The sequence below is a fragment of the Chryseobacterium sp. S90 genome (assembly GCF_047444895.1).
GTDB lineage: Bacteria > Bacteroidota > Bacteroidia > Flavobacteriales > Weeksellaceae > Chryseobacterium.
This window is the reverse complement of the sequence record NZ_JBLGCX010000010.1, coordinates 1-20,117: the sequence shown is the minus strand read 5'-3', so window position 1 is coordinate 20,117 and position 20,117 is coordinate 1. Positions and strand designations below refer to the sequence as shown.

Below are 20,117 nucleotides of genomic sequence, written 5' to 3'. Positions count from 1 at the left end.
ATATCTTATAAGTCTTGTCCCACAAAATACTGCAGGTTTTCGTAGTATTGATTAAGTTCTTTTTTTGTATCCAGTATGATCATTTTGTTTCCGATGTAGGTATCCAGAAAATCCATGTATTCCAGCATGCTGATATTTCTTAGTCTGAAATTTTTCTCATGACTTACCAGCAAACCATCCAATGTAGATTCATAGCTTTCATCGATTTCTTCTGAAACCTGCTGTGTTCTGATATAGTTTCTGAAAACAGAGACAATTTCATTTTCTGATTTGAGCATATTTTTACGGGTCTCAAGCTTACTTTTCTCGATTTCAAGTTTCGCTTCCTGGATATTCCCTTTGTTTCTGTCGAAAATGGGCAAATCCATAGAAATTCCCAGTCCTATAAAGTCTTTCATGATATTTCCCCCACGGTCGTATCCAATAGAAACAGCTACGTCCGGTGTTTTCATCGCATTTTGAATCTCCAGATTTTTGACAGCGTGTTTTTCTTTATTTTTTGCAATCATGATATCGGGGCGGTTTTCTTTTGCCTTTTCCATCCATTGGTTCACTTCCAGCTCTGAAAGTTGTTTTTCCGGCATGACAAATGAATCTGAAATCACCAGATATGTTTGAGAAGGCAGCATCAATAAAGCCTTCAGCTCTACCTGCTGATCTTCAATTTCCTGTTTTAATGAAATCAGTTTTTTCTTGAATTCAATTTCCTGTGCTTTCAGCCTGACATATTCGGCTTTGCTGATATTTCCCAGCGTTAACTGATTGTTATAGGATTTTGTTAATTTCTCAATGGAAGCAATTTGTCCCTGGTAGATTTTCTGCTGTTCCTGATTGTAAAGAATTTCGGTGATTGTATTTCTCAGTGTTTTCTTAAGCTCACGCAATACTTCCTGCAGTTCATACTTCTCTCCTTCCACTTCTATTTTCTGAAGCTCAATATTTTTTCTTCTCTTTCCCGCAGTCTGAATCACCTGTTCTATTTCAGCAGAGATCTGTGTATTTTTTCCCCAGTTTCCTATTAATGCCGGCTGTTCTTCTATGTCATAGGTTCTCCATAGATTGACTTCGCTGATGCTTAATTTGGGATTTGGCCAGTATTTAGCCTGAACAGTTCTTGCTTCAGCTTGTGAAATTTCAAGCTTCTGTGCAATAAGGTCAAGGTTTTTAGCCAGAAAAATAGTTTCAGCTTCCTTTCTGCTGATTTTCATAGTATCTGAAATCTGCGCTGAAAAGAAACTGAAACAGTGAATATAAAATAGGGTTAAAAATAGCTTCTTCAAGATCTTTTATTTTAAGACCACAAAGCTATTCGTCTAATATTAGAGGGAATTTTAAAGAAAATTAAAATTCGGTTAGTTCAACATTAGAGTTTGATTAGAACTTTTTAAAACACAAAAAACACGAATAATTTCACCAATAACACGATTATGAGTGAACCGGAAATTGAAGAAGGACAGTAGTTCCGGTGTTGACAACAGAATCAATCTTCATAACAATATGATGATGATCGAAGATACTTTTTGAAAGGGATAAACCAATTCCGCTTCCTTTCACCGTATCTACATTTTTTCCCCTGTAGAAAGTTTCGGATATTTTAGCAAGATCTTCAGTAGGAATTCCTCGTCCTTCGTCCCGAACTTCAATATACAGTTGATTTTCTTTTTCAGACAAAGTAAGCACTACGGGTTTATCGTAAGAATACTTAATCGCATTTTCAACAATATTATACATAGCAAGATAAAGCAGTGTTTCGTTTCCCGGAAATTCCAACAAAGCAGGTTTTGTTACCTGAAGCTGTATTTTAATGGATGAATTATTTTCTTTTGCCTTAGGTTCCAATTTCTCATAAATTTTCCAGATGAGTTCATCCACCCTCATTTGTTTATGAGAAGACTCAAGCTTTGTCATTCCGGACATCAGCAAAAGATTGTTGAGAATATTTTCAATCTCGTACACATTTTCTAATGATTCTTTCGCTACTTCCCTGTACTCTTCCGGAGTTCTGTCTCTTTGGGCGAAAACTTCCAGATTCCCGGAGATTGCAGCCAAAGGAGTTTTAAATTCATGAGAAACATAATTGATAAAATTCTGCTGTAAAAGCACATTTTCTGAGATCCTTCCCAACAGTTTATTGTACGATTTAATAAGATCTTCAATCTCATCATTGGTATTGGTAGAAGTAATTGCTGTAGAAATATTGTTGTACTCCACTTTATTGATAAGCTCTACAACATTTGAAATAGGCTTATAAACCACCTTTGAAAGATACCGGCTTAGAAAATAAATGGCCAGCAAACCAATCAGCAATACAGAAAGCATAATAATGGCAAGCCTCAATATCTGGGATTGAAACGAATCATTTGATGATTTTACAAAAACTACGAAATCCCCCTGATTGTCCGGATAAAAAATTCCATAGTAGAATTGGTTATCAGACATAAACTGGATTCCTTTATTAGTCCGAACTGACTGCAAATGGGAAAGCTTTATATTCTTATCATTAAGGTTATGCCCAAAAGTAACTTCGTTATTCTGATTGTAAACCGCTACCCTGTTATTCTGAATCAGATGATTGTACTCTTTCTTGATCTGGGCATGTCTGTCTTTTGGAAGTTCATCTTTTTCAAGATAATAAATAGCAGAAATAAGAGCTGTATTCCTTAGCTTTTCGAAATAAAAGATCTTAGTACTGTCATAATAAGCAAAAAATATCACCGCAGATGTGATGATAGAAACGATGCCGAATGAAAGGCTTGAAATAAGGGTAAATCTATTTCTGAGCGTCATTTTCAGTCTTTAATTAAATATCCGGTTCCTTTTACGGTATGAATAATTTTCTGTTCTGTTTCATCAATCTTATTTCGGACATAAGAAATATAAACATCCACAACATTGGTGGTGTTATCAAAATCAATCCCCCATACTTTATGCAAAATCTGAGTCCTGCTCAATACCTTATTTTTATTCTCCATCAGGAAAGTAAAAAGTTTATATTCTGTAGGGGAAAATTCTATTTCCTTATCATTCTGCGTTACCTTGTGAAGGTCCGTATCAATGACAATATTTCCGCACGACAAATATTGATCTTCCTTCTGATAGCTTAATTTATTTCTTCTGGTTAACGCTTTAATTCTTGAAATCAGTTCTTCAAAATGGAAGGGTTTTGAGAGATAATCATCAGCACCCATATCAAGCATTTTGATCTTATCATCCGGACTGTTCAATGCACTTAAAACTAAAATCGGAGTATAATTTCCTTTAAATCGTATGATCTGCGTAAGCTGCATCCCATCCAAACCGGGAAGCATGATGTCCATTAAAATAATATCAAAATCATAGGTATGAAGAAGTTCACGAGCCTTTTCTCCTGAGTCGGCAAGGGTCAGATTGTATCCAGCCTCAGAAAGGCCTTTTATCAGAAAATTGCTGATTCTTTGATCATCTTCTACCAACAAAATATTCATAAGTCACTGAAATTTCCCATAAATATAGGCATTCTTGTTCAGAAAGGAACCTGAGATAATGGAAGAGGGAAATAATTGAATGCAATAAAACAATTACCAGACGTTTATTTCTCCTTTAAAAATAGTAGAACAAACAACGATTATTGCACATGCAGCTTCCAGCCTTTTTTCATAATTTTGGAAAATGGAGATGATATATTTAATTATTGGATTTGTTGCCGGTGGTATATTGGGCGCTGTTATATTATATTTTGCATTGAAATCATCTATGGTTTCAAGAAGTTCTTATGACGAATTGAAAACCTTATCCATTAAAAATCAATCTGATCTTGAAAATTCAAACCTGAAAATTCAGGAACTTAACCAAAACATCAGTAAAGAGAAAGAAGCCAATATGCTGCAACAGGATCTTCTGGACGATCTGAAAAATGAATTTTCTAAAATCTCCGCAGAATATTCTTCTTTAAACATCCAATTTCAGGATTTGAAGCAAATCAATCAGCGACAGGTATCTCAAATAGAAACTCACCTTATTGAAAAGCAGACTCTTTTTGCTAAAAACTCTGAGCTTTCTGCTAAGAATGAAGGCCTGCAAAAATCTCTTGATACCCAAAAAGAAGAAATTATTAAAATCCAGGAAGATTCTAAACTTCAGTTTGAAAATCTTGCCAATAAAATTTTAGAAGAAAAAACAGAAAAGTTTACTGCTTTAAATCAAAATAACTTAAAAAATATCCTTGAGCCTTTCCAGGAAAAAATAGCTGATTTAAAAAATAAAGTCAATGAAGCTTACGAAAAGGAAAATAAAGAACGTTTCTCTCTTGCTGAAAAAGTAAAAGAACTGGCAGAACTGAACCAACAGATTTCTGATGATGCAAAAAAACTAACCCGCGCTCTGAAGGGAGAAAGCAAAACCCAGGGAAATTGGGGCGAGATGATCCTGGAAAGTATTCTTGAAAAATCAGGCTTGGTAAAAGGAAGGGAATATTTCCTTGAACATGAATTACGTGATGAAGACAATAAGGCTTTATTCTCAGAATTTTCCGGTAAAAAAATGCGTCCGGATGCTGTTGTAAAATATCCTGATGAAAGAAATGTCATCATCGATTCTAAAGTCTCACTTACAGCTTTCACAGAACTGGTAGACGAAACTGATGCTGATATTTATGCTATAAAAGTGAGCCAGCATCTTGGTTCAATTAAAAACCACATTAATCAGCTAAGTCAAAAAGCATATGATGACTATGGAAAATCATTGGATTTCGTGATGATGTTCATTCCTAGTGAACCCGCTTATATTGCAGCGATGCAGGCAGATCAGAATCTCTGGAACTATGCATATGAAAGAAGAATTTTGTTACTGAATCCAAGTAATCTTATCACTTCGCTTAAACTGATTGCTGATCTTTGGAAACGCGAGTATCAAAACCGAAACTCCATAGAAATTGCAGAACGCGGTGCCAGACTGTATGACAAGTTTGTAGGTTTTGTAGAGAACCTGGAAAAAGTAGGACGAAATCTTGACCAGGCAAAAAACGTCTATAACGATGCTTACAAACAGCTTCATACCGGAAACGACAACCTTGTGATCCAGACTCAAAAATTGAAATCGCTGGGAATTAAAAATAAAAAAGATCTACCTCAAAGTCTTATTGACAACAGCAATCTCATTGATCCATCAGAAAGCTAAATCTCCGATTTTATGTTTTCATTTACATACCCTTATCCAAAATCCGAATCTTTCAAAGAAATTTTCGTTTCTTCTCTGGGAGCAGGAATTTTGGTGTATCTGTTTTTGATTATTTTTCAACCTTTCGGTACGGAAACCTTTCATCATCCCTATAAGTTTTTATTACTTTTTCCCTATTGCATTATTTTCGGAACCGCATTTTTCATAGCTAATCTTATGACTTCCCGTTTTAGTAACTGGAATATTGGGGCAGAGCTTTTAAAAATAATTTTCATTTTATTCTTAGGATCAATTCTATCCTACTTTTACAATTCATTGTTCGTAAGTCACGTACAACTTGATCTCGGTAATTATTTTTATATGTTGCTTTATTCTCTGGCAGTCGGCATCCCAATTTCTATCATATATATTTTATCGCGGTATATCTATTTAAAAAATATTCATGAAAATACTGCCCGGAATATTTCTCAGCATCTTCCGGTTTCTGTTCCTAAATTACAGGAAAATATATTACAGATATCAGCACAGAATATCGAATTGAGCATTAATGAAAACTATTTTCTATGCGTTCAGTCAATGGAAAACTATTGTACATTTTACTTTTTAGAAAATAATATTGTAAAAAAATTACTGGTCAGAATCAGTTTATCCAACGCTTTACAGCAGATCGAAACCAATTCCATTAAAAAATGCCATCGTTCTTATATTGTCAATCTTGAAAAGGTCAAGAACCTTAAAGGAAATGCTCAGGGATATAAATTAATTCTCCCGGAAATTGATTTTGAAATCCCTGTTTCAAGAAGTTTTATTTCCAAAATTATCCCACAGCTGCAAAGACAAAATTCATAAATTTTGTCATTCGTCACTATTCTTTGTCATTCATCACATTAACTTGAACGTACTGATCTAAAGCTACATTTTTGCTCAAAATTTAATGATATGAGTAAAAACATCAGCTTCTTTTCAATCTTTATTCTGGGTTTTACAGCCTATTATTTCTTTGATCAATTCTGTTTCAAAAGCATTCAGGTCTTTTCAAAAAACGTATTTCACAGCAAATCAATCGCCCATGTGATAGCTTATTCAATGACCTTAATTCCATTGATAATCACTTTAAAAATTCTGTTACCTAAAAGAAGTACTTCGGATCTTTTTTCTCTAAACAAATCCATTATCAAGGGATTTAGCTTAGCTTTCACAGGAACCCTTCCCATGCTTATCGGATATCTGATTCATTTTAAAACAGCTGGAAAAATAGATTTTGAATCCCTGTTTATCAACACATTATCTTCAGCCTTTTTTGAAGAAATTATTTTCAGAGCTTTTCTTATAGGAATATTATATAGGTTTACCAGACTGGGTTTCTTATCATCAGCCCTGTTCGGATCTCTATTGTTTGCACAGGTCCATTTATACCAAAGTCAGGATATAACAGAGCTTATAGAAATATTCACTATTACATTTCTTGGGTCTTTATTCTTTGTCTGGGTATATTTTGAATCGGAATATAATCTTTGGACTGCTATATTTCTTCATTTCTTTATGAACCTGTACTGGGAAATCTTTACTGTTTCAGAGAATGTTTCAGGCAATTTTTATGGAAATCTCTACAAATTCTTTTCCATTGCTGCTATTATAACCATTGTTATTTATTTAAAAAGAAAAAATAAAATCGCATTTGAAGTTACATGGAAAAGCCTTTTTATCAAAACCAGAGAAGTTCAATGATAAATTTTGCATAATTTTGCGGAATGTTGATAGAAAGTTTTCAAAACGAAAAAATAAAAAATGTCACTAAGCTCCTTACTGACAACAGGTTTCGTAAAAAATCAAAAGTTTTTGTAGTAGAGGGCCAGCAGGAAAATGAAAGAGCGATGCAGTATCATTTTGAACCGCTGGAATTCTTTATTTGCGAAAATATCTTTAAAGGAGTCCTTCCTAAGGGGAAAATCCATTATGTAAGTGAAAAGGTATATGAAAAAATAGCATACAGAGGCAGTTCCGAAGGCATTATCGGGATCTATCAGGCAAAAGAAACACCTCTTTCATCATTTGTACCTAAAGAAAATTCTACGGTAATTGTTGTTGAAGGAGTAGAAAAACCAGGAAACCTGGGAGCTATTTTAAGAAGCTGCGAAGCATTTGGAGTAGATGCTCTGATTGTTGCTGATGGAAAAACAGATTTTTATAACCCTAATGTGATCAGATCTAGTGTAGGCTGTCTTTTCGGGATGGAAGTATATCAGGCTGAAAATGAAGGAACATTAGAATTTCTGCAAAAAAACAGCTTCAATATTTATACTACGTTGATGGATGAAAGTGCAGAAGATCTTTATAAGAGAGATTTCACACAGCGTTCAGCAGTATTATTCGGTACTGAACATTCTGGATTGAGTGATTTCTGGATCGGAAAAGGAAAAAACACATTGATCCCGATGGCCGGAAGCATTGATTCTTTAAATCTGAGCAATGCAGTAGCGATTACCTGCTATGAATCTTTAAAACAAAAGAAAGGATAAATAATATTTGATTAGTCCTTCTGACTTTATTATAATGATATTGCTTCGCCTTCGGCTCGCAATGACTAAGCATAAAAAAACCGTCTCACTGAGTGAAACGGTTCTTTTATTGTTAAGCGTATGCTAGAATTATTTCTTAGCAGCGTCTTTTGCAGCATCTTTAGCAGCGTCAGCAGCTCCTTTAGCAGCATCAGCAGCTCCTTTAGCAGCTTCTCCAGCTCCTTTAGCAGCATCTTTAGCAACTTCAGCACCAGCAGCAGTAGTAGCAGCAGCAGCATCTTTAGTAGCTTCTACAGCAGTAGTTGCAGCAGAATCAACAACTTTAGCAGCTGAATCAGAAACTACAGCAGCAGAATCAGCTACAGTAGCAGCAGCAGAATCAGTTGCTCCTTCAGTAGAAGTAGCTTCAGTTTTTTTACAAGCAACTAGAGAGATTGCAGCGATAGCAGCTACGAATAATGACTTTTTCATAATAAATTAAATTTAATTTTGTTAATATTGTTTTATAAAATTTTCTTCTGTTCTGTTATTTGAACAAGACAAAGGTATAGCAGTTAGAAAATTTGTTTATGAAAAATAATTGTAATACCTTTGTAAAATAGTTTTACAAAAAAACATAACTGATAATCAACAATTTAATTATTTTTTGAAAAATTGACAGATTTAGATCTATTACACTTTGAGCAGCTAAAAAAGGATGTTCAGGGTCAATACTTAAAAGAACATACCCCTTCGCAGGATGATATATCCAAGTGGAAGGGTATTGATATAATATATTTTCAGGAAGACCTGCGCAAAAAAGCAAAAGGTAACATTAGTGAAAAGTCATTTTATACCTATTTCAAAAGTTCACCGGTTACTAAATTACCAAGGATAGACATGCTCAATTTATTGAGTATTTATGCAGGTTACGACTCTTGGTATGAGTTTAAGAAACTGCACCTTTTTGCGGGTGAACTGCTGCAGGAAAATGAAAATCTGGAGGAGGAAGAAATCAATGAACTTGAGAAAACAGTTTCTACAGCCCCTGAAATTCCAAAAACTGAATTTCAGCCTAAAAAAACCGAAAACACCACCCCAGAAAACACTGATTTACAAAAATCAATTACTGAAAATCAACAAGTTAACCAAAATAAAAATACTACTCAGGAAATTGAAATTTCATCTGCACAGCCTAAGAAAAATTTCTTTAAAAAGAACGCCTGGGCATTGGTTACTTCCGTTTTAATTACAATCACTGGTCTTTTAGGATTTAAAGACGTTCTTTTTTCTAAAACTTATAAATATTGTTTCATTGACAAGGACAGAGGAGTTTCTGTAATCAACACTTTAGAAATAATGGTGGTGAAGGAAAACGAATCTCCATTGATGTATAAAATAAAACCTGGTGAGTGTTTTTATTATTCTACTAAGGATAAAAATTTAAAAATGCGTATCAGCGCTCCTTTCTATGAGCCCCTGGAAGTCAATAGAAACCTTGAAAATGCGCCTGAAGAGGAAAAAATAGAACTAAAGCCGGATGATTATAAGATGGCAGTGTATTATTTCTCGATAAAAGATATCAAAGGAGGAAATCCGGACGAACAAGTTGCTCTTATTAAGCAGAAAAGAAGTCAGCTGGAGAATCTGATCAGCAGCAGTGCAGTGATCTACCAGGTATATGACAATGATACCTACGGAATAGAAAGACTGGATAAACAGAAATACATTACTCTGGTAACCACTCCAACGACTTCACTGAAAAACCTGAATGTAATAGAAATGAAAAAGGATAACAAAGGTAAGATTGTATCCATCAAATTTAAAATTGCTACCACAAATGAAAAGAATAAGTAATTTTTTAATTTTTACCGTACTTCTGGCATTATTTATTGCCTGTAATAATAAAACTTCAGAGGTAAGCGACCTAGATAAGCTACGAAACAGCAACAATGAAAAGAGTTATCCTGCAGTACAGATGGACAGCATGCAGGCGATTAATTCCATTACCAAACAGAAAGTTCAGGAACTTTTTGACCTGTCTACCCTTTACCTATCCGGAAACAGAAATACAGAAATAGACACCGTTATTTATTCACAAATGGAAAGCTATTTTCACAAACCGGATTCTGTGACCTTTAAAAAATTACTGAAGGAACTGGATAGCATGAAAGTGAAAACAGCAAAGGTGAGTAACCTGAATGTTTATAAAGAATTCTATAAAAAAGATACATTAGACTATGCCAAGTTTAATGTGGAATATTTTGATAGTAAAAACAAATCTTTGGGAAGCTTTGAAAAGAATGCACAATACATATTGCTGTCTACTTCCAAGCTCAAAAAGGAATTTAAATTCTACTTTTTAGATTTCTATTCCCAACCGCTTAAGAAAGACAGTACTTCAGTAGGAGTAACTAAATAATCGACGGGAATATCATTTTCCCAGACATCATCAACATATTCTTCGGGGTCAAAGTAATTGACTCCGATTTTTTTGGTCTTTACTAGGATATCCTGGAATAACCCATCATAAAAACCTTTCCCATACCCTACTCTGTTTCCTTTTCTGTCACAATACAGCAATGGAGTAATCACATATTGAAAGTTATTCTCACCCGAATTTTCATTGGAAACAGGTTCTGAAATCCCCCAGCTGTTGGTTTCAAAAACAGTATCTTCAAAGATTTCAATACTAATAAGCTTATCACCAACAATTTTAGGAACATACACACGGATATTCTTATCTAAAAAATACCGAATGAAGATTTGGGTATCAATTTCTTTTCTTGCCGGAATCGGGATGAAAATATGCACCTTCTCTCCTTCCTGAGGGTTAAAATGATGAATGAAATTTTCAAAAATTTTCTCAGATAACAAGAAAGCCTCATCTGGAGACAAGGCTTTTCTTTTTTGAGTATATTTTTTTCTAAGCTCAGCTTTTAGCATAATTATTAAGTTGTTTTGACTGAAATAATTGTTACCGACAGGCTTTAAAGTTCTATTATTGATTATGCGTTTTGCACAATTCTGTACAGTTTATCAGATAAACGAACTCTGAATGGAAGTTCGAAAGTAATCTGATCTCCTATATTTGCAGTTTCACAAGGACCGCCATTGGCATAGATTTCAGTAATGGTAACTTCCTGTTCTCCTGTTGTAGGACCGGAAATTAATACTTTATCTCCAACTGACAAATCTTTTTGTTCAATTAAGAACTGTGCAATTTTTGATTTTGAGAAATAATGTTCTGCCTTTCCAATCAATTCCTTTTTAACAGCAATCTTTTGGCGGATATTCTTTGTTTCAGCTTTTGCCAAAGGTTTATCAGATAAATCGCCTGAATTTTTGAATTTCAAGGCATCAGATTTTCCTTTTCTGAATACTTTATTCCCAACCTGCAGTCCTTTTCTTAGTTTCACCTGTTCATCCCAAGGCAGATGTATTGTATCCAGGCATTCTGTAGAACAGCAGTTTTCCATTGCCGCTTTACATTCATCACATTGTATAAATAAAAGGTGACATGCATCATTAGCACAGTTGGTATGGTTATCACATGGTTTTCCACACTGGTGGCATTGTGAAATAATATCGTCTGTAATTCTTTCCCCTAAACGGTGGTCAAATACGAAGTTTTTACCAATAAACTTACTTTCTATTCCTTCTTCTTTGATCTGGCGGGTATACTCAATGATTCCCCCTTCCAATTGGTAAACATTTTTAAAGCCCTGATGTTTGAAGTAAGCACTGGCTTTTTCGCAACGGATTCCTCCGGTACAGTACATCAAAAGATTTTTATCTTCTTTAAAGTCTTGTAACTGTTCGTTGATAATGGGTAAACTCTCTCTGAAATTTTCCACATCAGGAGTAATCGCCCCTTCAAAGTGGCCTACTTCACTTTCATAGTGGTTTCTGAAGTCTACGACAATTGTATTTGGATCTTCAAGTAAATTATTGAACTCCTGAGCCTTTAAGTGAATTCCTTTATTGGTAACATCAAAAGTTTCATCGTTCAAACCGTCTGCAACAATTTTATTTCTAACCTTAATTGTCAATTTTAAAAAAGAATAGTTATCCTGGTCAACAGCGACATTCAAACGGATTCCTTTCATAAAATCATAAACTTCCAGCGTATTTCGGAAAGCCTCAAACTGATCTGCAGGAACACTCATCTGAGCATTAATTCCTTCTTTTGCTACATAAATACGGCCAAGCGCATCCAGTGCGTTCCAGGCTATAAATAATTCGTCGCGAAATTTTTTGGGATCTTCAATTTTGGCATACGCATAGAAAGACAAAGTAAGACGGTCTTTACCGGCTTCATCAATAAGTTGAGCTCTTTCTTCTGCGCTTAAGGTGTTATACAGTTGCATGCTATAAACGTTTTAAGTGAGAATAAAATTTTTGCAAAGATAATAATTTTTGAATTAAGTATATTTATGACACAAATCACAGGTAATGAATAATGAACGGCCAACATTGAATAATTGGCAATAAATAATGGAAAACAGAATGTATTTTATACCCTATAACCTGACATATTTTCTTTAATATTTTTTTAAGTTTTGTTAACCTTGGCATTAACAATTATGACATAAGGCATAAAATGACATAATAGCCGTTAAATTTTAGTTAAAATTGAAACATAGCATACTAATTGCTTACTTATTTAACATTAAATTTGTTTACTCAAAAACATAAAAAAGAAATTAATTAATAAACAAGAAAGATATACAATGAAGAGTACTTTAAAAAAACTATTACCATTTGCAGTAGTAGGAGTAATTTCCGGAGCTACTACCGTTGGAGCCATACAATATTTAGGACACAACTCCAACAATGGAGATCAATCTTACTTCACAACGTCCGCACCTAATACTTCATTCGCAGGAATGAATACAGGAGCAGTAGGCGACGATTTTGTGAAAGCAGCCAAAACAACCGTTCCGGCTGTAGTTACCATCAAAAATTACCAAAGCAGAACAGCAAGCAGAGCTTCAGAGCAGGATTTATTTGACTTTTTCTTCGGGGATCCTTTCGGGGGAAGAGGCCAGGGCCAGCAGAGACAGAAGCAACAACAGGCTCCTGACAATATGCCATCGGGAATGGGTTCAGGTGTTATCATCTCTCCGGACGGTTACATCATTTCCAATAACCACGTGGTTGCAGGTGCCAATAAACTGGAAGTAGTATTGAGCAACAAAAAATCATATATCGCTACTTTGGTAGGGACTGACCCAAATACAGATATTTCTCTATTAAAGATTGAAGAAAAAGGTCTTCCTTATTTAAATTTTGCGAATTCAGACAATATCGATGTAGGACAATGGGTGCTTGCAGTAGGAAATCCACTTGGATTAAACTCAACGGTAACAGCAGGTATTGTTTCAGCTAAAGGAAGAGGGATCGGAATTTTAAGCAGCCAGGGGAAAGCAGCTAATCCTATTGAAAGTTTTATCCAGACGGATGCTGCAATCAACCCGGGTAACTCAGGAGGAGCTTTGGTGAATACAAATGGGGAACTTATCGGGATCAACTCTGCCATCCAGTCTACTACAGGATATTATCAGGGATACGGATTTGCGGTTCCTTCTAACTTAGCCAGAAAAATTGTTGAGGATATCAAGAAATTCGGAATTGTACAGAGAGGATTCTTAGGTGTTCAGTCTTTAGACCTTTCAAACGATCAGTTGGTAACTTCATACAACAAACAGTTCAAGACGAGTCTGAAAGTTGGTTCAGGAATTTATATTACAGGATTCGGTGACAACAGCGGTGCTGAAGATGCAGGATTGAAAAAAGGAGATATTATTACTAAAGTAGATAACTACGATATAACAGATTTTGCTGATCTTTCAATGTCAATCGGAAGCAAGCGTCCTGGCGATAAAGTTCAGGTAACGTATTCAAGAAACGGTAAAGACGGTACTGCTACTGTAACACTTAGAGACCAGAAAGGAGGTACTTCTACGAGAACTAAAGCTGACCTGAGCGTCACTGAAAAAATCGGAGCTGAATTTGAGCCTCTTACAGAGCGTTTCAAAACAGAATACGGGCTGAACAGTGGTGTTGTTGCCAAAAGCGTATCTGAAGGCAGTGAAATGGCTAAAATTGGAATTGTAGACAACTACATCATCATTGAAGTAAACGGCAAGCCTGTAAATTCTCAGAAAGATGTAGAAAAGATCCTGGATAAATACCAAGGAAATGTACAGGTAAAATTTGTAGATGACTACGGAAGAATCTATACAAAAGGATTTAAAATGCCTTAATCAGAAAAACAAAATTAGTTCTTCATATCAACAAAAAAACGCTGCAAAGATCTGCAGCGTTTTTTTATTATTTATTTAGGCTTATTCATTTTTTCAGCAATTCTTTTCTGCTTATTCCGCTCATAAATAACTTCTACAATCTTACCCCCAATCCATGAAAACGGAAAGAACGTAAGGAAAATAGAGATCTTATAAAATGTAGGATGGTAAGGAAATATAATTACATCCAGCATCGCGATAAATAGCATAATAAAACCGATCAGGATGGCATAAGCTACTTTAGCATATTTAACGATGATAGCTGTTGCAACGCCACCAATAGTAGTTCCCAATCCGGAAATAAACAACAGGAAGCCAAAGAACGCCTGATCATCTTTCATACTGAAAAGAAACCTCTGCCAGTGCTCAAACGGAGCAAAAGCCTCAAAAGTAACCCATTGCGGAAAAACCCTTATACCAAGAGTAATAATAAGTCCTGCAATACCAAGACCTACCAGAACCGCAATTGTATTTCTTATAAAATTCATTAATCCTGATGTGCGATCATAGAAATTTCGATATCCACATTTTTAGGCAGGCAAGAAACCTGTACTGTTTCACGGGCAGGATAACTTTCTGAATCTAAGTAAGAAGCATAGATATCATTCATTACAGCAAAATCATCCATACTCTTAAGGAAGATTGTCGCTTTTACAACGTTTTTGAAAGTCATGCCAGCTTCAGTAAGAATTGCCTCAAGGTTTTTCATTACCTGATGCGTTTCTTTTTCAATTCCTTCTACCAGTTTACCAGTTGCAGGATCTACAGGAATCTGTCCGGAGATATACAAAACTCCGTTTGCCATATTAGCTTGTGAATAAGGGCCGATTGCTGCAGGTGCATTAACTGTGTTGATTATTTGTTTCATAGCGGATATTTATTTTTTTCTAAGGTCATATGTCATCACTTTTGCCGGCAATAAAATTTCAGCTGTAGTGATTTCATTAGAATTTATTTTGGTTGCAAATATAAAATTTATATTCTCAAATGCCAATCTGATATTAGAAAGGTGCATTAGGCTGGGTAAAGCTTCTGTCTTTGTACTTTAATGCATCACTTAAGATATTGGCTTTGATACCAATAAAGAAGTCATACACTTTATACTGCCCGAAAGGAACCCAGTTGAAATTGATCGTAAAACTTCGCTGATCTCTTGAGAAACCAATTCTTGTATACGCCAATTCTTTAGTCACCATATCATAATGCGTACTTCCTGTGATATTCCAGAAAGGAGTCAGCTTAAGGCTTCCGTCTAATCCTATGGAAGCAATCTTATTGGCAAATCTGCTCAGTCCTTTTGAATAGGCATAGTTTGCACTGATATTTAAAGTCCATGCCTGGTCAAAATGAGCATAATGATCATCATCAAAATAATAATTTTCATTTCGGACCTCTCCTTTTGAAGAATATTTTTTAGCATAATCTGTTTTCTCTCCAAAAATTTCGCTGCTTAAAGGATAAGACAGCTGAACATTGAATCCCTGTACACTGAAGTGCCCGAACTGCTCTGTTCTTACCCCAGTATCCTGGCCGGAAGAGAAATCGATTTTATAAGGTTCCAGTGCAAGGCTGGTATTTACCGTAAGTTTATTATTAAAGAATGAAGACTGCCCGTTGATTGAGAACACAGACCAAGGATGATCATTCGCTGCAAAATTGTAGCTTCCTGAAAGGTTTAAAGATTCAAATATCTTGATTTTTTTAACTCCTGTAGAATCACTTTTAGATTTTACTTTCATCTCGATATTGTTACCGATATTGAAACCTAAAGCTCCCTGCATTCCACTTGACGGACTTCCTATGATTCCTTTCTCGAAAATAGAATAAGGAGTCAACGCTCCGGTTGCATTGTAATAATTTTTATAATATCCGAAATTTGGACTTGAAAAATCCGGAGAGTATGTAAAGCTGACACTTGGTGTCATCATATGTCGTACCGCTTCTATTGCAGACCCTTTTTTGAATTTCATCATTCCGAAAAGCGTAGTCTGAAGACTGGCAGAAGTAGAGAATGTAGAATATCCTGTAAAGTTCTTATTGATCTCATCCACTGTTACATTCTTTACCGGGTCATAGAATCTGTTCAGTGTTTTTGTAGTCAATGCATTATCGATATTCGCACTTAAACTGAACGTGAAATATTTTGCCACGGTGGTATTGGTAGCCAACGCGATATTATTTTTAAGTCCCGTCTGCATTTTGTCCCACATTTCTTTTTTAAACAGTTCGTTCTCCTGAGTATTAACAAAATTGGTAAGATTGAAACCTGTATTCACTGTAATATTTTCAAGAAGTCCCTGTCTTATTCCCGTTCTTGATTTAAACAGGTAAAACTGATTGATTGCTACGTTCATCTGTGGAAGACGAAGGTCTGCCAGCCCTGTTGCAAAGTTCTGTGAATAAGAAGCCGTCCCTGTAATTGTTGCCGGAAGTTTCAGAAATCTTTTGGTAAGGGTTACCGTAGAATTCTGCTGGGTATTCAATACATTCTGGTTGAAAATATAGTTGTTGTTAAGCGGGTTGTTATAAAACTTTGTACTTACGATATCTACAGAGGCACTGAATGTCAGGAAAGGGTTCGCTTTAGAATCCTGAGAATGCGTCCAGTTGATTCTATAGGTACTGTTTTTAGTATAATCGTCCAGACCTTTGATACCTCTTACCATGGTTCCGACATCCGCTGTAAAGTTTCCGGAGTAACGGTACTTCTTCTGATAATTTACCTGAGGACGTAAGTTCCAGCTTCCTTTTGTATAGATATCAGCAAGAACCTTTACGTCAAAATGTTCTCCAATGGGCTGGTAATACCCTATTCCGTTAAGGAAAAACCCTACATCTTCCCTTTCCCCGAAACTTGGAATCAGGATACCTGCTGCTCTTTTATCTGAAAACGGTAAAATAGCAAACGGAAGGTAAAGAGGTGTAGGAACCTGCTCGATAAACATTTGGATAGGTCCTGTTACAATCTGGGATTTTGTTTTAGTTTTAATCAGCTTGATATTATAAGCTCTCATAAAATAATCCGCAGCCGTATCTTTTTTCTTAATGAAATAATCATCCGTGGTATAATCCGCTTTTCTCATTGCGAATACGGAGTCGTTATATTTTTTGGTCTTCTGAGCTATAATTACTCCTTCGCTTTCTTCTGTTCTTGCATTGAAGGCGATGGCCTGTTTGGTTTTTGTGTTATAGCTGAATTCGTTGGTTTCGTATTTTTTCCCGGCCTGTGTGGTGATTACAGGTTCTATAATTTTTCCTAAAGAGTCTTGCTTTCCTCTGGCGTAGATCAGATTTTTATTATCATCTATTGAAATATAGTCTGCATCAATCTGCATATCCTGATACTTCACCTGCGCATTTTTGTTCAGAAAAGTCATTTTTTTTGGGATGTCTCTTCTCTGATCATCAGCTTTTGTGCGAAGAACATCATCCAAAGTTTCTTTTTTTACAACTATGGTATCCTTTTTGGAAATAGTATCATTAACCGCATTTTTAGGCAATTTTTCAGGAGTTTTCTGTGCTAAAAAATTGTTAAAAATTAGGATAATTAAAATTTGTAATATATTTTTGAGGACGGTTTTGGCCAATTTTATTATATATAATTAAGGCCCAAAATTAATATAATTTTTATAACTGTAAGATGCACAAACAAAATTTTAAAATAATTTTATCATTTCTCCTTATCCTTACCAGCAACTTTATTTTCTCTCAGAAGAAGTTTACTATCGTTCTGGATGCGGGACACGGAGGAAGTGATCATGGGGCCAACAGGACCTATTCTGATATCGGAAGAGTCGCGGAAAAAGACATTACACTTGCCATTACATTAAAAGTAGGCGCAATGTTAGAGAAAAACAGAGATTTCAAAGTCATATATACCCGTAAGATTGACGAGTATCCTTCTTTATCTGACAGAACCAATCTGGCCAACAGGAGCAAAGCAGATCTTTTCGTATCAATTCACTGTAATTCTTCACAAAGGCCTACAGCTTATGGTACAGAAACATATGTACAGGGACCTAACCAGAACAATGAAAATCTTGAAGTAGCCAAAAGGGAAAATGACGTGATCTTCCTGGATGAAAAAGATAAGCAGACCTTCGGATCCTATAACCCTGATTCTCCGGAGTCATTGATTGCCTTAAAACTTCAGCAGAACAAGTATCTCGAGTCAAGTCTTCTTTTGGGAGGATTGGTAGAGGATAACTTCGTGAATAAAGATAAGCGTTCTTCAAGAGGAGTTTTCCAGAAAAACCTTCACGTTCTCCGTATGAATGCCATGCCATCTGTACTGATAGAAACAGGTTTCATTAACCATCCGGAAGAAAGCCACTACATAGCTTCAGACAAAGGACAGACTGAAATTGCAGAAAGTATTTACAATGCGATTATTGATTATAAAAAAGCAGTTGACAGAAAATCCGGCGGTTCTATTGCTGTCAGAAAGCCAGAGCCTGAAAAACCGGCAGAAGTTCCTTTAAAAAATGATTTCAGAATTCTATTGATGAGTTCTCCTACGAAATACAATGAAAATGATCCCGCCCTGAAAGGACTGAACTATATTCTTACTCTTAAGGAGAACGGACAATACAAGTATTACTATGCTGTAACCAATATGGCTTCCGTAAAAGATATTAATCTTAAAACAGCCAAGGATGCAGGCTTTAGAAATGCTTTTGCCGTAGGATTTATGCCTAATCAAAGGATTAATATGGGATATTACACCATAGAGGTATACTCCGGGGATAAGCTGAATGGTAATTCTTATATCCTTCAGAACCTGAAAGACGTAGAAAGAGAGAAAGACAATGGCGTTTTTTATTATACCTATGGAAAAGTATACACGTTAGAAGATGCAGCCAAACTTCAAAAGGAACTTGAAGCTAAAGGTATCAAAAACACGGTGATACAAAAAGTGTATAAATAATTAAAAAAAATAATTTTGAAGTTAAAAAGTTAATGATTACTTTTGCAACCTCAAAATTTGGCCTATTCGTCTAGTGGTCAGGACTCAAGATTTTCATTCTTGCAACAGGGGTTCGATTCCCCTATAGGCTACAAATTTACAAACCTTTAACGGACTCGTTAAAGGTTTTTTTATGGCTTATTTTTCGTTGTATTTTACTTTCAAAAATTAACCCCGGATATTTTTTAACAACTCTTTTAAGGTTAAAATTCTCAGGACTTTTACAATGTTCTGACAGAATTATTAGAAATTGGGACATTCTAACAACCTGAAAATTACTATCATTATAATATAGAACCTTTACTTTTATCGTAAAAATTCATTCCATTTATGTTATATGTCACAAAAGCATTATATTTGCAAAAATTTTAGCCATGGTTGGTCACCCAAATATGGCAGCACTGATGAAAAATAATATTGATAAATCATTGTTTGTAGTTTTCTACAAGCTACCAAATTTTATATCATGCCGGATTTAAAAATACAAGAAGCAAAATTGCTTTTTAAGAAAATCCACTCTAACCCAAAAAGTTACGATTTACAAATCAATGAAGACGGGATTACAGGCAGAGATGATAAAATCAGTTTCAGACTTTACAGGACTGGAGAGAGGGTTGCTTTTGAAGTAACAATTGACGGACTCACTTTCACCAACACGACTGGAGAATGGAATAATGCATTGATCATGCTGGGAAATACGATCAAAAAATTAGAAAAAGAACAAGAAAATTTAAAAATAGAACAAGCAATAAATAAACTAAGAAAGTACCTTTCAGAAGAAAATTAAAATTTTTGAAAATAAATTTGGTAGTTTTAAAAAAAGTTTATAGTTTTGCACTCACATTTAAACGATATGGCAAATCATAAATCAGCACTAAAGAGAATCAGACAAAACGAAACTAGAAGACTTCGTAACAGATATTACCACAAGACTGCTAGAACAGCTTTAAAAGCTTTAAGAAATGAAGAGAACAAAGCTGCTGCTACAGAACAACTGCCAAAAGTTATCGCTTTATTGGATAAATTAGCTAAGAAAAATATTATCCACAAGAACAAAGCAGCTAACTTGAAAAGCAAATTGACAAAGCACGTTAACAAATTAGCGTAAAAATATAGCTGGCCCGTTCGTCTATCGGTTAGGACCTCAGATTTTCATTCTGGTAAGAGGGGTTCGATTCCCCTACGGGCTAC

19 protein-coding genes and 2 tRNA genes are annotated in these 20,117 nt (G+C 35.2%); 12 read left to right on the top strand and 9 right to left on the bottom strand.

Features of this window, described 5'->3' with window-relative positions:
• Positions 1 to 5 precede the first annotated feature (5 nt).
• The 3 genes from ACLMCG_RS20865 to ACLMCG_RS20855 all read right to left on the bottom strand — a co-directional run bounded on the left by ACLMCG_RS20865 (position 6) and on the right by ACLMCG_RS20855 (position 3,464).
• Positions 6 to 1,280 (bottom strand): TolC family protein, encoded by a 1,275-nt coding sequence (locus ACLMCG_RS20865; RefSeq protein WP_413961136.1) that lies wholly within the window; start codon positions 1,278 to 1,280, stop codon positions 6 to 8.
• Between the two features lie 145 nt (positions 1,281 to 1,425).
• Entirely contained in the window at positions 1,426 to 2,787 is a 1,362-nt protein-coding gene (locus ACLMCG_RS20860; RefSeq protein WP_413961135.1) for an ATP-binding protein, read from the bottom strand.
• Positions 2,788 to 2,789: 2 nt separating this feature from the next.
• On the bottom strand, positions 2,790 to 3,464 hold the full coding sequence (locus tag ACLMCG_RS20855) for a response regulator transcription factor (RefSeq protein ID WP_309434704.1): 675 nt from the start codon (positions 3,462 to 3,464) through the stop codon (positions 2,790 to 2,792).
• A 184-nt stretch (positions 3,465 to 3,648) separates the two neighbouring features.
• Here ACLMCG_RS20855 and rmuC point away from each other — a divergent pair, with 184 nt between their 5' ends.
• The 4 genes from rmuC to ACLMCG_RS20835 all read left to right on the top strand — a co-directional run bounded on the left by rmuC (position 3,649) and on the right by ACLMCG_RS20835 (position 7,673).
• Positions 3,649 to 5,154, top strand: coding sequence for a DNA recombination protein RmuC (gene rmuC, locus ACLMCG_RS20850; RefSeq protein ID WP_413961134.1), 1,506 nt, complete (start codon positions 3,649 to 3,651; stop codon positions 5,152 to 5,154).
• Between the two features lie 12 nt (positions 5,155 to 5,166).
• Positions 5,167 to 6,003 carry a LytTR family transcriptional regulator DNA-binding domain-containing protein gene (locus ACLMCG_RS20845; RefSeq protein ID WP_413961133.1) on the top strand — a complete coding sequence of 279 codons (837 nt, stop codon included), beginning with the start codon at positions 5,167 to 5,169 and terminating at the stop codon, positions 6,001 to 6,003.
• Positions 6,004 to 6,093: 90 nt separating this feature from the next.
• Entirely contained in the window at positions 6,094 to 6,882 is a 789-nt protein-coding gene (locus ACLMCG_RS20840) for a lysostaphin resistance A-like protein (protein WP_413961132.1), read from the top strand.
• A 23-nt stretch (positions 6,883 to 6,905) separates the two neighbouring features.
• Positions 6,906 to 7,673, top strand: a complete 768-nt coding sequence (locus ACLMCG_RS20835) for a TrmH family RNA methyltransferase (RefSeq protein WP_413961131.1) — start codon at positions 6,906 to 6,908, stop codon at positions 7,671 to 7,673.
• Between the two features lie 129 nt (positions 7,674 to 7,802).
• On the opposite strand, the gene ACLMCG_RS20830 is transcribed toward ACLMCG_RS20835, so the two are convergent.
• Positions 7,803 to 8,144, bottom strand: coding sequence for a hypothetical protein (locus ACLMCG_RS20830; RefSeq protein WP_047376546.1), 342 nt, complete (start codon positions 8,142 to 8,144; stop codon positions 7,803 to 7,805).
• Positions 8,145 to 8,327: 183 nt separating this feature from the next.
• On the opposite strand from ACLMCG_RS20830, the gene ACLMCG_RS20825 reads away from it, so the two are divergent.
• Complete coding sequence (locus tag ACLMCG_RS20825; protein WP_413961130.1) at positions 8,328 to 9,509, top strand: hypothetical protein; 1,182 nt, start codon at positions 8,328 to 8,330, stop codon at positions 9,507 to 9,509.
• Positions 9,493 to 10,074, top strand: coding sequence for a hypothetical protein (locus ACLMCG_RS20820; protein ID WP_413961129.1), 582 nt, complete (start codon positions 9,493 to 9,495; stop codon positions 10,072 to 10,074). Before ACLMCG_RS20825 ends, ACLMCG_RS20820 begins: the two co-directional genes overlap by 17 nt.
• Here the strand turns inward: ACLMCG_RS20820 and ACLMCG_RS20815 are convergent.
• The gene (locus tag ACLMCG_RS20815; RefSeq protein WP_413961128.1) at positions 10,023 to 10,598 is read right to left on the bottom strand and encodes a 5-formyltetrahydrofolate cyclo-ligase; all 576 of its coding nucleotides are present in this window, start codon (positions 10,596 to 10,598) and stop codon (positions 10,023 to 10,025) included. The two genes, ACLMCG_RS20820 and ACLMCG_RS20815, sit on opposite strands and share 52 nt — an antisense overlap.
• Positions 10,599 to 10,660: 62 nt before the next feature.
• On the bottom strand, positions 10,661 to 12,022 hold the full coding sequence (locus tag ACLMCG_RS20810) for a rhodanese-related sulfurtransferase (RefSeq protein WP_223598513.1): 1,362 nt from the start codon (positions 12,020 to 12,022) through the stop codon (positions 10,661 to 10,663).
• A gap of 363 nt (positions 12,023 to 12,385) precedes the next feature.
• Between ACLMCG_RS20810 and ACLMCG_RS20805 the strand changes: the two genes are divergently transcribed.
• Positions 12,386 to 13,921 carry a trypsin-like peptidase domain-containing protein gene (locus ACLMCG_RS20805; RefSeq protein WP_223598512.1) on the top strand — a complete coding sequence of 512 codons (1,536 nt, stop codon included), beginning with the start codon at positions 12,386 to 12,388 and terminating at the stop codon, positions 13,919 to 13,921.
• A 71-nt stretch (positions 13,922 to 13,992) separates the two neighbouring features.
• Here ACLMCG_RS20805 and ACLMCG_RS20800 read toward each other — a convergent pair whose 3' ends face one another.
• From ACLMCG_RS20800 to ACLMCG_RS20790, 3 genes are all read right to left on the bottom strand, one after another.
• Positions 13,993 to 14,448 carry a hypothetical protein gene (locus tag ACLMCG_RS20800; protein ID WP_047376540.1) on the bottom strand — a complete coding sequence of 152 codons (456 nt, stop codon included), beginning with the start codon at positions 14,446 to 14,448 and terminating at the stop codon, positions 13,993 to 13,995.
• The gene (locus ACLMCG_RS20795) at positions 14,448 to 14,828 is read right to left on the bottom strand and encodes a RidA family protein (protein WP_034694591.1); all 381 of its coding nucleotides are present in this window, start codon (positions 14,826 to 14,828) and stop codon (positions 14,448 to 14,450) included. Before ACLMCG_RS20795 ends, ACLMCG_RS20800 begins: the two co-directional genes overlap by 1 nt.
• Positions 14,829 to 14,961: 133 nt before the next feature.
• Complete coding sequence (locus ACLMCG_RS20790) at positions 14,962 to 17,547, bottom strand: putative LPS assembly protein LptD (protein ID WP_223598511.1); 2,586 nt, start codon at positions 17,545 to 17,547, stop codon at positions 14,962 to 14,964.
• Between the two features lie 53 nt (positions 17,548 to 17,600).
• Here ACLMCG_RS20790 and ACLMCG_RS20785 point away from each other — a divergent pair, with 53 nt between their 5' ends.
• The 5 genes from ACLMCG_RS20785 (at position 17,601) to ACLMCG_RS20765 (ending at position 20,116) form a co-directional block, all read left to right on the top strand.
• Positions 17,601 to 18,887 (top strand): N-acetylmuramoyl-L-alanine amidase family protein, encoded by a 1,287-nt coding sequence (locus ACLMCG_RS20785; RefSeq protein ID WP_223598510.1) that lies wholly within the window; start codon positions 17,601 to 17,603, stop codon positions 18,885 to 18,887.
• Between the two features lie 59 nt (positions 18,888 to 18,946).
• Positions 18,947 to 19,018: transfer RNA gene (locus ACLMCG_RS20780), tRNA-Glu, on the top strand.
• Positions 19,019 to 19,392: 374 nt separating this feature from the next.
• Positions 19,393 to 19,713, top strand: a complete 321-nt coding sequence (locus ACLMCG_RS20775) for a hypothetical protein (protein ID WP_047380487.1) — start codon at positions 19,393 to 19,395, stop codon at positions 19,711 to 19,713.
• Between the two features lie 66 nt (positions 19,714 to 19,779).
• Complete coding sequence (gene rpsT / locus ACLMCG_RS20770; RefSeq protein WP_002983073.1) at positions 19,780 to 20,034, top strand: 30S ribosomal protein S20; 255 nt, start codon at positions 19,780 to 19,782, stop codon at positions 20,032 to 20,034.
• A 10-nt stretch (positions 20,035 to 20,044) separates the two neighbouring features.
• A tRNA-Glu gene (locus ACLMCG_RS20765) sits at positions 20,045 to 20,116 on the top strand.
• The last annotated feature ends 1 nt before the right edge of the window (position 20,117 follow it).